General features: G+C 61.2%; 10 protein-coding genes. All 10 read left to right on the plus strand.

Features of this window, described 5'->3' with window-relative positions; genetic code table 11:
- The first annotated feature begins 401 nt into the window (after positions 1-401).
- Entirely contained in the window at positions 402-2,072 is a 1,671-nt protein-coding gene (gene gcbA / locus M5B98_RS14155; RefSeq protein ID WP_085711233.1) for a diguanylate cyclase GcbA, read from the plus strand.
- Between the two features lie 954 nt (positions 2,073-3,026).
- Positions 3,027-4,070 (plus strand): methyl-accepting chemotaxis protein, encoded by a 1,044-nt coding sequence (locus M5B98_RS28855; protein ID WP_412546962.1) that lies wholly within the window; start codon positions 3,027-3,029, stop codon positions 4,068-4,070.
- 174 nt (positions 4,071-4,244) lie between these two features.
- Positions 4,245-4,700 (plus strand): type II 3-dehydroquinate dehydratase, encoded by a 456-nt coding sequence (gene aroQ, locus M5B98_RS14165; RefSeq protein ID WP_065260261.1) that lies wholly within the window; start codon positions 4,245-4,247, stop codon positions 4,698-4,700.
- Between the two features lie 24 nt (positions 4,701-4,724).
- Positions 4,725-5,195: an acetyl-CoA carboxylase biotin carboxyl carrier protein gene (accB, locus tag M5B98_RS14170; RefSeq protein WP_064379210.1), complete on the plus strand. Its 471-nt coding sequence runs from the start codon at positions 4,725-4,727 to the stop codon at positions 5,193-5,195.
- 17 nt (positions 5,196-5,212) lie between these two features.
- Positions 5,213-6,571 carry an acetyl-CoA carboxylase biotin carboxylase subunit gene (accC, locus tag M5B98_RS14175; RefSeq protein ID WP_085711231.1) on the plus strand — a complete coding sequence of 453 codons (1,359 nt, stop codon included), beginning with the start codon at positions 5,213-5,215 and terminating at the stop codon, positions 6,569-6,571.
- Between the two features lie 166 nt (positions 6,572-6,737).
- Positions 6,738-7,616 carry a 50S ribosomal protein L11 methyltransferase gene (gene prmA / locus M5B98_RS14180; RefSeq protein ID WP_085732735.1) on the plus strand — a complete coding sequence of 293 codons (879 nt, stop codon included), beginning with the start codon at positions 6,738-6,740 and terminating at the stop codon, positions 7,614-7,616.
- 30 nt (positions 7,617-7,646) lie between these two features.
- Complete coding sequence (locus M5B98_RS14185; protein ID WP_248743019.1) at positions 7,647-8,921, plus strand: DUF3426 domain-containing protein; 1,275 nt, start codon at positions 7,647-7,649, stop codon at positions 8,919-8,921.
- A gap of 185 nt (positions 8,922-9,106) precedes the next feature.
- Positions 9,107-10,117 carry a tRNA dihydrouridine synthase DusB gene (gene dusB / locus M5B98_RS14190; RefSeq protein WP_085711228.1) on the plus strand — a complete coding sequence of 337 codons (1,011 nt, stop codon included), beginning with the start codon at positions 9,107-9,109 and terminating at the stop codon, positions 10,115-10,117.
- Positions 10,114-10,434: a DNA-binding transcriptional regulator Fis gene (gene fis / locus M5B98_RS14195; protein ID WP_003186237.1), complete on the plus strand. Its 321-nt coding sequence runs from the start codon at positions 10,114-10,116 to the stop codon at positions 10,432-10,434. Before dusB ends, fis begins: the two co-directional genes overlap by 4 nt.
- A gap of 82 nt (positions 10,435-10,516) precedes the next feature.
- Positions 10,517-12,124 carry a bifunctional phosphoribosylaminoimidazolecarboxamide formyltransferase/IMP cyclohydrolase gene (purH, locus tag M5B98_RS14200; protein WP_248743020.1) on the plus strand — a complete coding sequence of 536 codons (1,608 nt, stop codon included), beginning with the start codon at positions 10,517-10,519 and terminating at the stop codon, positions 12,122-12,124.
- Positions 12,125-12,216: the final 92 nt, after the last annotated feature.

Below are 12,216 nucleotides of genomic sequence, written 5' to 3' on the forward strand. Positions count from 1 at the left end.
ATCTTGGGTTCAACGGTTCGACAGCAACCATACAACAACGTGCCTCTGCCCCGCACCCGTGAATAATGACAGGCGGTGAAGCTTCAGAACCGATTCCGGCAGCTAAGGGATTCCCTGATACGCCTCGCCCCGAAAAATCCTTGTCGACGGGAACGGAAAAAATCGTGAATCCCCGGATGTCAGCTTCTCTCCAGCAGCAAAACCTGATCTGCGGATTGCCACGCGACGCCCTGTTCACGGGGGTGTTCCCGACGAGCGGGTTCGAATTGAAACCCTATGGTCACAAACTGAATGGTGACGTACCGCAGATTATTGACGTACGACACTCATGTAACCGGAAAGAGGTGCTAGCATAGAGCCACCAGTCGATCTCAGCATGCACCCTAACTAGTAGTCAGGATATGACCGAGCCAGAAGACCCCAGCCGTGAGCGCCTCAAGCACCACTTTGCCCAGCGGGTAATTCATCAGGCACGTCAGATTCTTGAGATATGGCAGCGCCTGCAACGCAGTGAGTGGTCCACTGCCGACCTCGCCGAACTGAGCGAGGCCAATTTGCGCCTGCTGCGTTTTGCCGAGCGCTTCGAACAGCCCGAGCACACCCAACTCGCCCACCACATCAGCCAGTCGCTGGAAGCGGTGGATGCCAATCGCGGGCGCCTGAGCAGCGGCCTGATCACCGACCTCAACCGTTTGATGCAGCGCTTGTCGCGTACCGGCCTGCGCCATGGCGATCAGCTCGACCAGACCTTTCTGCCGCCCCTGCGCAAACCGATCTACGTGATGCTGCAGGATCACGACCGCGCCGAACGACTGGCCAAACAGCTTGAGTTTTTTGGCCTCAGTGCTCAGGCGCTGGACAGTGTGTCGGCGTTCCGCTCGTCGATGGTCGAGCGCCTGCCGGCGGCCATCGTCATGGACGTGGACTTCAGCGGCGCCGGCGTCGGCCTGAAACTCGCCGCCGAAGCCCAGCAAGGTCTGGAAGAACCGTTGCCATTGCTGTTCTTCAGCCTGCACGAAACCGACACCCCGACCCGTCTCGCCGCCGTGCGCGCCGGCGGTCAGGAGTTCCTCACCGGCACGCTCGAAGCCTCGAGCCTGCTGGAAAAAATCGAAGTCCTGACCTGCGTCGCCCAGTACGAGCCTTATAAAGTGCTGATCATCGACGACTCCCGCGCCCAGGCGATGCACACCGAGCGCCTGCTCAACAGTGCAGGGATCGTCACCCGCACGCTGATCGAGCCGATTCAGGCGATGGCCGAGCTGGCGGACTTCCAGCCGGACCTGATCATCCTCGACATGTACATGCCGGCCTGTACCGGGACCGAACTGGCCAAGGTCATCCGTCACAACGACCGTTATGTCAGCGTGCCGATCATTTACCTGTCGGCCGAAGACGACCTGGACAAGCAGCTCGACGCCATGAGCGAAGGCGGCGACGACTTCCTGACCAAACCGATCAAGCCGCGTCACCTGATCACCACGGTGCGCAACCGCGCTGCCCGTGCGCGCAATCTCAAGGCGCGGATGGTTCGCGACAGCCTCACCGGCCTGTACAACCACACGCACATCCTGCAATTGCTGGAAGACTGCTCGTTCCGCGCCCGCCGCGAAAACAAGCCGCTGAGTTTTGCGATGCTCGACATCGACCACTTCAAACGGGTCAACGACAGCCATGGCCACCCCATGGGCGACCGGGTGATCAAGAGCCTCGCGCTGTTCCTCAAGCAGCGTCTGCGCAAGACCGATTTCATCGGCCGTTACGGCGGCGAAGAGTTCGCCATCGTCATGCCCGACACCGATATAGAAGCCGCGCACAAAGTGCTCGACGAAATCCGTCAGCGCTTCGCCGAAATCCATTACCCGGCCCAGCCACAGGATTTGTGGTGCACCTTCAGCGCCGGGGTGGTGGAGATGCACGACGATTCCGACAGCCTGATGATGGCCAGCCAGGCCGACGAGGCGCTGTACCGCGCCAAGGGTGAAGGCCGCAATCGGGTGCAGACCGCGCGGGACTCAAAGCAAAGTGCCACTTTTTCACCGGAATCCACCGATTCGGTCATAACCCTGTAACAGAACCGCAATAAATTCAGGCGCTTACCATTACTGCCGTTGGTAGCCGTCATGCGCCTGAAGTTGCTCACCAATCTCAACACGCTGTTGCTGGTCGCCGTCTGCGTGGCCCTCGGCGCCACGCTCTGGTGGTCGCAAAAAGCCCTCGAACGTCCGTATCTGTTGATGGAGCGCTACCTCGGGCTGTCCCAGCAATTTCAGAATGAAGTCGCGCGCAACGTCGAGGACTACCTCGGTAGCGGCGATGCTCTGCGCCTGAGCAGTGCCAGCCAGGCCATCGACAGCCTGCAGAAAGAACTCGGCGAACTGCCACCGGCGCTGGCCGAAACGCTGCGTCCGAGCCTGTCGGGCCTCGAAGAATTCAGCAAGACCGACCTCCTCGCTGCCGGCAAACTGGCCGGTGATCCCCAAGCCTTGCTCTTGCAGGCGGAGCGCGAACTGAGCGCCAGCCTCGATCAGCTCAGCACTTATGCCGGCGGCAACGTGGCATACATGACACCGCTGCTCGCCGCGTCTCAGCATTTGGGCAAGCTGTCGCTGGCCCGGGACAAACTGGTCAGCAGCGGGCGCAGTGAACTGGCTGCCGATGTCGAGCGCGAGGTCAGCAACATCCGCACCCAGGCTCAGGCAATCGATGCCCTGCCCCTGCTCGGTGTAGTCGCCAGCAGTGAATCCGGCAGCGACGATTTCGCCTCGATGATGGGTATCGAAAGCACTGAAAAGGCAGTCGCCGAAGACGCCGGCGTAGGCCTCAAACGCGACCTCAACAGTTTGCTCAATCGCTACCCGGCCGAACTGGCACGTACCCGCGACCAGATCCAGAAACGCACCGACCTCAGCACCGCGACCCACCAGAAAATCGCCGCCGTGCAACAAGCCATCGCCGGACTCGAACCGGTGGTACGCGCCCAGCACGGGCAAATCCAGAGCGAAGTGCGCCTGATGCAAGGCGTGATGATCGGCCTGATCCTGCTGATCGCCCTGCTGATCGACACCCTGCAGCGACGCCTGGCCCGCACCCTGACCAATCTCGCCCCTGCCCTTTCGACCTGGGCCGAAGGCGACTTCAGCCGCGACATCCATCTGGGCAAGACCAACCGCGAGCTGCACGACATCGAAGCCTCGCTCAATCGCCTGCGTGCCTATCTGGTGGATCTGGTCGGGACGATTCGCGGCAACGCCGAACAAGTGGCGGGCAGCAGCCGCACCCTCGCCGAACTGAGCAACGACCTGCACAGCGGCGCCGAACATCAGGCCGGCGATACCGCACTGATCCGCGACTCCCTCAGCGAACTTGAAGCAACCATCCAGCAAGTGGCCGGCGACGCGCGTCAGGCTGCGGATGCCAGCCATCACGCGGGACAGGCTGTCGAACATGGGCAAAAAGTCATCGGCCTGAGCCTCACCGGCCTGCATGCACTGGTAGAAGAAGTGCAAGGCAACGCGCAAATGATCGAGCATCTGGCCGAAGAGTCGGCCACCATCGGCGGCGTACTGACAGTGATCCGCTCGATTGCCGATCAGACGAACCTGCTGGCGCTGAACGCGGCGATCGAGGCCGCCCGCGCCGGGGAAATGGGTCGTGGTTTTGCCGTGGTGGCCGAAGAAGTCCGCTCACTGGCACAACGCACCGCCGGCGCCACCGCAGAAATCCAGACCTTGATCGCCGGCCTGCAAACCGCCGCCCGACAATCGGTCGAAGGCATGCGCGCCCAGGTCGAACACGCCGAAGCCACGGCCAATCAGGCGCAATCGGCGGACGGTGCGCTGGACAAAATCGTCGGCGCAATCCAGACCATTTCCGACACGGCGGTGCGCATTGCCGATGTCACGGCGCAGCAAAGCGGCGCGGTCAGCGAAATCCGCGATCACAGCGAACGGATTCACCAATTGGGTGGGGATAACCTGCTGCGCATCGGTGAAGGACGCGAACAGGGGGAGAATCTGCTGGTATTGGGCGGGCAACTGCATACAGCGGTTCAGGCATTCCGCGTCTGATCGCGATTGTGCCGGGTTTGGCGGTGTGAATGACCGGATCTGATCACTCAGTCACATATTTCGCGCAAACATCGGAGATCGTGCTGGCTATTGCAGAGAACTGGACAGTCACAAAGTCTTTGCGGCATAGTCGCCGGGTTCTGACGAGGCTCACCCATAACAAGGAACACGCAGATGGCAACGCTACTGGTGCTGCACGGCCCCAACCTGAACCTGCTCGGCACCCGGGAACCCGGGACCTACGGGTCGACCACCCTGGCGCAGATCAATCAGGATCTGGAACGCCGCGCTCGCGAAGCCGGCCATCATCTGCTGCATCTGCAAAGCAATGCCGAGTACGAATTGATCGACCGTATCCATGCCGCGCGCAGCGAAGGCGTGGACTTCATACTTATCAATCCGGCAGCTTTTACGCACACAAGTGTCGCATTACGTGACGCGCTGCTGGGAGTGAGCATCCCATTCATCGAAGTGCATTTGTCCAACGTGCACAAACGCGAACCTTTCCGCCATCACTCTTACTTCTCCGACGTAGCGGTGGGAGTGATCTGCGGCCTTGGCGCCAGCGGTTACCGACTGGCCCTGGAGGCTGCACTAGAGCAGCTTGAACAACAAGCTATACGCCCCTGACCGACCCTTGGGAGTTGATGATTCATGGATATCCGTAAAGTTAAGAAACTGATCGAATTGCTGGAAGAGTCCGGCATCGACGAGCTCGAGATCAAGGAAGGCGAAGAGTCCGTACGCATCAGCCGCCACAGCAAGACCCCGGCGCAGCAGTACTACGCTCCGGCTCCGATGCAGGCTCCGGCCGCTGCACCTGCCGCTGCTGCCGCTCCGGTTGCCGCCGCAGCCGCTGCTCCAGCTGCCGCTGCTGCTCCAGCGCTGAACGGCACCGTTGCCCGTTCGCCGATGGTCGGCACCTTCTATCGCAAATCTTCGCCAACCTCGCCGTCTTTCGTTGAAGTCGGCCAGACCGTGAAGAAAGGCGACACCCTGTGCATCGTCGAAGCCATGAAGATGATGAACCACATCGAAGCTGAAACCAGCGGTGTGATCGAGTCCATCCTCGTCGAAGACGGCCAGCCGGTTGAGTACGACCAACCGCTGTTCACCATCGTTTGAACTGCGGAGAGCCTTTGATGACTGCGAAGTTGGAAAAAGTTCTGATCGCTAACCGCGGTGAGATCGCCCTGCGGATTCTGCGTGCCTGCAAAGAGATGGGCATCAAGACCGTCGCCGTTTACTCCAAGGCCGACAAAGAGCTGATGCACCTGGGTCTGGCAGACGAATCCGTCTGCATCGGCCCGGCTTCTGCCGCGCACTCCTACCTGCACATCCCGGCAATCATTGCGGCTGCTGAAGTGACTGGCGCTACCGCCATTCACCCAGGCTACGGTTTCCTCGCGGAAAACGCCGACTTTGCCGAGCAGGTCGAGAACTCCGGTTTCGCTTTCATCGGCCCGAAAGCCGAGACCATTCGCCTGATGGGCGACAAGGTATCGGCCAAGCACGCGATGATCGAAGCGGGCGTTCCAACCGTTCCAGGCTCCGACGGCCCTCTGCCGGAAGACGAAGAAACGGCGCTGCGCATCGGTCGTGAAGTCGGCTACCCGGTGATCATCAAGGCCGCCGGCGGCGGTGGTGGTCGCGGCATGCGCGTGGTGCACAAGGAAGAAGACCTGATCGCCTCGGCGAAACTGACCCGCTCCGAAGCTGGCGCGGCGTTCGGCAACCCGATGGTCTATCTGGAAAAATTCCTGACCAACCCTCGTCACGTCGAAGTGCAGGTGCTGTCCGACGGCCAGGGCAACGCCATCCATCTGGGTGACCGTGACTGCTCGCTGCAGCGCCGCCACCAGAAGGTTCTCGAAGAAGCGCCGGCACCGGGCATCGACGAGAACGCACGCAAGGAAGTCCTGGCTCGCTGCGTCAAGGCGTGCATCGACATCGGCTACCGTGGCGCCGGTACTTTCGAGTTCCTGTACGAGAACGGTCGTTTCTACTTCATCGAAATGAACACTCGTGTTCAGGTGGAGCACCCGGTTTCGGAAATGGTCACCGGTATCGACATCGTCAAGGAGATGCTCAGCATCGCCGCCGGCAACAAGCTGTCGTTCACTCAGGATGACGTGGTTATCCGCGGTCACTCGCTGGAATGCCGGATCAACGCTGAAGATCCAAAGACCTTCATGCCGAGCCCGGGTACGGTCAAGCATTTCCACGCTCCAGGCGGCAACGGCGTTCGCGTCGATTCGCACCTGTACAGCGGTTATGCGGTTCCGCCGAACTACGACTCGCTGATCGGCAAGCTGATCACTTACGGCGCCACCCGCGACGAAGCCATGGCACGCATGCGCAATGCCCTGGACGAAATCGTGGTTGACGGGATCAAGACCAACATCCCGCTGCACCGTGATCTGACCCGCGACGAAGGCTTCTGCAAAGGGGGCGTGAACATTCACTACCTCGAGCACAAGCTGGCTGGCGACAAGCACTAAGCTCAAGCCCGCACATGACAAGGCCGCCTTCGGGCGGCCTTGTTGTTTCTGCAGGTTTCATCTGCTCACACATTCCCCGCTCCCACAAAACCGTCGCGCTCGCGTAAACTTGCGCGCTTCTCGCAGGCCGCTAGGCTGCAATCAATCTTTTTCACAGGTGCCCGCCATGCCTTGGCTGCAAGTCCGTCTCGCCATCAGCCCAGAACAAGCCGAAACCTACGAAGACGCTTTCCTTGAAGTGGGCGCCGTTTCGGTGACCTTCATGGACGCCGAAGATCAGCCGATCTTCGAACCGGAACTCAATACCACCCCGCTGTGGGCGCACACCCACCTGCTGGCCCTGTTCGAGGGCGGCACCGAAGCCGCCCCGGTACTGGCCCATCTGGAACTGCTGACCGGCAGCCCTCTGCCCGAGCATCACAGCGAAGTCATCGAAGACCAGGACTGGGAACGCAGCTGGATGGATGGTTTCCAGCCGATGCAATTCGGCCAGCGCCTGTGGATCGTGCCGAGCTGGCATGCCGCGCCGCAACCTGACGCGGTCAACCTGCTGCTGGATCCGGGCCTGGCCTTCGGTACCGGCACCCACCCGACCACCGCCCTGTGCCTGGAATGGCTGGACGGTCAGGACCTGAAAGACTGCAACGTGCTGGACTTCGGCTGCGGCTCGGGGATTCTGGCCATTGCCGCCCTGCTGCTCGGCGCGAAAGAAGCGGTCGGCACCGACATCGACGTGCAGGCGCTTGAAGCTTCCCGCGACAACGCCGGTCGCAACGGCATTGCCGACGAGCTGTTCCCGCTGTATCTGCCGGAAGACCTGCCGCAAGTCAAAGCCGATGTGCTGGTGGCCAACATCCTGGCCGGCCCGCTGGTTTCGCTGGCACCGCAACTGTCTGGGCTGGTCAAGTCCGGCGGCCGTCTGGCGCTGTCCGGGATCCTCGCCGAACAGGGCGAAGAAGTCGCCGCCGCCTACGCGCAGGACTTCGATCTCGATCCAATTGCCAATCGCGACGGCTGGGTGCGCATCACTGGCCGTCGGCGCTAGAATGACCGCCTGCTCAATCCGGATCGCCGCATGACCGACAGCTTCGTCACCCAGTGCCCGCATTGCCAAACCAGTTTCCGCGTCAGCCACACTCAATTGAGCGTGGCCCGCGGGGTGGTTCGTTGCGGCTCCTGCCTGCAAGTGTTCAACGCCGCCAAACAGCTGCTTGAGCAACGCGCAGGCAAGGAAGCAGTCACGCCAGTGGCGCCACCAGCCATTGTCGAACCGGCACCGGTTACTGAAGCTCCGGTCGTCGCGAAACTACCCGAGCCAATCGAACCACCCGAACCTCGCGCCATCAGCCAGAAGCAGTGGAGCGCGGCCGAGCTCGATCTCGACAGCCTTGATCTGGACGAAGAACTGGCCCGCCTCGAGCAGCGGGAAATCCAGCCGACCACCGAATTCGGCCGTGCACGCGAGGAATCCCTCAGTGCTCGCCGCGACAGCCATGAACCGGAAGAAGAGCCATGGTCAGGCAGCCTGTTCAGCGAACCGGCGGACGAGCGGACCTTCGAGCCTGAACACACAGCCGAAACGGTCGATTTCGAACCGGTGAAACCGGAACGCACCGAGCCTTCGCTGTCGCTGGAACCGGTAGACCTCGACGACGAGCCTCCCATTCCGCAACTGCGCCTGCACGATCCGATCGATCCTTCCGCCCGCCATGAGCGCCTGTCGGCCAGCGAAGACGTCGATGACGATTTGCCTGCACTCGAACCTCCACGCAAAAAGCGCGAACGTGACGAACCCGGCGTGCGCGCCGAGGTTTTGCAGGACCTGACCGACGATCCGTTGCAACTGGACTGGCAAAAACGCCGCTCGCCCTGGGGCCGACGTCTGCTGTGGCTGTTGCTGGTAATGCTGGCTGCCGCCGGTCTCGCCGGCCAGTACATCGCCTATCACTTCGACGAACTGGCCCGCCAGGACCAGTACCGCCCATGGTTTCAGCAACTATGCCCGCAGGTCGGCTGCACGGTGCCGTCCAAGGTCGATATCGCCAAGATCAAGAGCAGCAACCTGGTGGTGCGCAGCCACCCGGAATTCAGCGGTGCACTGGTGGTGGACGCGATCATTTACAACCGCGCCCCGTTCTCGCAACCGTTTCCGCTGCTGGAGTTGCGCTTTGCCGACCTCAACGGCCACCTGATCGCCAGTCGCCGATTCAAACCCGGTGAATACCTCAACGGCGATCTCGAGGGCATGGCGGAAATGCCTCCGCAAACGCCCATCCACATCGCGCTGGACATCCTCGATCCGGGACCGAAAGCGGTGAACTACAGTCTGAGTTTCCACTCCCCCGAGTGAAACACTTCACCGCTCCAGGATTGACGGCAGTTTTCTGACTTTGCCCTGCGCGACCAAACCGCAGGCAATAACGAAATGACTGTTCAGATTTTGTTCAATTCAGCCTTTATCCAGTCATCGAGAGCGGGTATCATGCCAACCCTTTTTCGAACTCTCATGATCCGGCCCCACTTCAGGGAAGTCCTATGTCGGCGGTACGCATCGGCCCATATACATTGCAGAACGGCTTGATCCTCGCCCCCATGGCGGGTGTCACCGACCAGCCCTTTCGTCAGTTGTGCAAGCGATTGGGCGCAGGGCTTGTAGTCTCGGAAATGGTCACCAGCGACATGAGCCTGTGGAACACCCGCAAGTCGCGCATGCGCATGATCCACGAAGGCGATCCCGAGCCACGCTCGGTGCAGATCGCAGGTGGTGACGCGCAGATGCTGGCGGATGCAGCCCGCGCCAACGTCGAACTGGGCGCACAGATTATCGACATCAACATGGGTTGCCCGGCGAAGAAGGTCTGCAACAAGGCTGCCGGCTCCGCGTTGTTGAAGGATGAAGCACTGGTTACCGAGATCCTGCACGCCGTGGTGGCTGCGGTTGATGTGCCGGTAACCCTGAAGATCCGCACCGGATGGGATCGCGACAACAAGAACGGCCTGACCGTGGCGAAGATCGCCGAGCAGGCCGGGATCACGGCGCTGGCGGTGCATGGCCGCACCCGCGCCGACCTGTACACCGGCGAAGCCGAGTACGACACCATTGCCGCGATCAAGCAGGCGGTGTCGATTCCGGTCTTTGCCAACGGCGACATCGTATCGCCGGAAAAGGCCCGCTACGTGCTCGACGCGACCGGTGCCGATGGCCTGTTGATCGGCCGGGCTGCCCAGGGGCGGCCGTGGATTTTTCGTGAGATCGAACACTTCCTGCGTACCGGTGAAAAACTGCCGGCGCCGGAGCTGTCCGAGGTGGAACGCATTCTGCTTGAGCATCTGGCTGCCCTCCACGCCTTTTATGGGGACGTGATGGGCGTACGCATTGCCCGAAAGCATGTGGGCTGGTATCTCGCAACCTTGCCGGGCGCCAAGGAGTTCCGCGCCCGTTTCAATCGTTTGGATGGTACGGAAACACAATGCGCCAACGTTCGGGAGTTCTTCGCCGAACGTTACAAGAGCCTGACAGGGGACGGAGAAGGGGTGGCCGCATGACGATGATGACCGAGACTTTAGTGAGTGGAACAACACCCGTGAGCGACAACGTGAATTTGAAACAGCACCTCAATACCCCGAGCGAAGAAGGCCAGACCCTTCGCGGGAGTGTCGAGAAGGCGCTGCACAATTATTTCGCCCACCTTGAGGGCGCAGCCGTCACGGACGTGTACAACCTGGTGCTCTCCGAAGTCGAGGCTCCCCTGCTCGAAAGCGTGATGAACTACGTCAAGGGCAACCAGACCAAGGCCAGCGAGCTGCTCGGACTCAACCGCGGCACGCTGCGCAAGAAACTCAAGCAGTACGATCTGCTGTAAGCATTCAATCCAACCAGAAAGGCGCCCGCGTAAAACCGGTCGCCTTTTTTGCTGACTTCCCTTGCTTTTGATGGAAATTGAGATGACCGACCAGACTACCCGCCTGCCGATCCGCCGCGCCTTGATCAGTGTTTCCGACAAGACCGGGATCCTCGAATTCGCCAGGGAGCTGGAAGCCCTGGGCGTGGAAATCCTTTCCACCGGCGGGACCTTCAAACTGCTGCAGGACAACGGCGTGGCCGCAGTGGAAGTCGCGGATTACACCGGTTTCGCAGAAATGATGGACGGTCGGGTGAAAACCCTGCACCCGAAAATCCACGGCGGGATCCTCGGTCGTCGCGGTATCGATGACGCCATCATGAACGAGCACGGCATCAAGCCGATCGATCTGGTAGCCGTCAACCTGTACCCGTTCGAAGCCACCATCAGCAAGCCAGGCTGCGACCTGCCGACCGCCATCGAGAACATCGACATCGGCGGCCCGACCATGGTCCGTTCGGCGGCGAAAAACCACAAAGACGTGGCCATCGTGGTGAATGCCAGCGATTACGCCAACGTCCTGGTAAACCTCAAGGCCGGCGGCCTGACCTACGCTCAGCGTTTCGACCTGATGCTCAAGGCGTTCGAACACACCGCCGCCTACGACGGCATGATCGCCAACTACATGGGCACCGTGAACCAGGCCGCCGAAACCCTGAGCACTGAAGGCCGCAGCGAATTCCCGCGCACCTTCAACAGCCAGTTCATCAAGGCCCAGGAAATGCGCTACGGCGAGAACCCGCACCAGAGCGCGGCGTTCTACGTTGAGGCCAAGCCTGCCGAAGTCGGTATCGCCACCGCGACCCAACTGCAAGGCAAGGAGCTGTCGTACAACAACGTGGCCGACACCGACGCCGCGCTGGAATGTGTGAAGAGCTTCGTCAAACCGGCCTGCGTGATCGTCAAGCACGCCAACCCGTGCGGCGTGGCCGTGAGCCCGGACGCCGAAGGCGGCATCCGTCAGGCCTACGAACTGGCCTACGCCACCGACACCGAATCGGCGTTCGGCGGCATCATCGCCTTCAACCGTGAACTGGATGCCGAGACCGCCAAGGCGATCGTCGAGCGTCAGTTCGTTGAAGTGATCATTGCGCCAAGCGTCAGCGCAGAAGCTCGCGAAATCGTTGCGGCAAAGGCCAATGTGCGCCTGCTGGCCTGCGGCGAGTGGTCGGCGGATCGCGTTCCGGCCTGGGACTACAAGCGCGTCAATGGCGGCCTGCTGGTCCAGAGCCGCGACATCGGCATGATCGGCGCCGATGACCTGAAAGTGGTGACCAAGCGCGCCCCGACCGAACAGGAAATCCACGACCTGATCTTCGCCTGGAAAGTGGCCAAGTTCGTCAAATCCAACGCCATCGTCTACGCCAAGAACCGTCAGACCATCGGTGTCGGCGCCGGCCAGATGAGCCGCGTGAACTCGGCGCGTATCGCTGCGATCAAGGCTGAGCACGCCGGTCTGCAAGTTGCCGGTTCGGTGATGGCATCCGATGCGTTCTTCCCGTTCCGCGACGGCCTGGACAATGCGGCCAAGGTCGGTATCACTGCGGTTATCCAGCCGGGCGGCTCGATGCGTGATGCTGAAGTGATTGCCGCTGCCGATGAAGCCGGTATTGCGATGGTGTTCACCGGCATGCGTCATTTCCGTCACTAAGTACACGATCCACTGTGGGAGCGGGCTTGCCCGCGAAGACGGCGGCACATTCACTTCAGATGTGACTGACACAACCGCTTTCGCGAGCAGGC

It is taken from the genome of Pseudomonas sp. MWU12-3088, from assembly GCF_023242405.1.
Taxonomy (GTDB): domain Bacteria; phylum Pseudomonadota; class Gammaproteobacteria; order Pseudomonadales; family Pseudomonadaceae; genus Aquipseudomonas; species Aquipseudomonas kribbensis.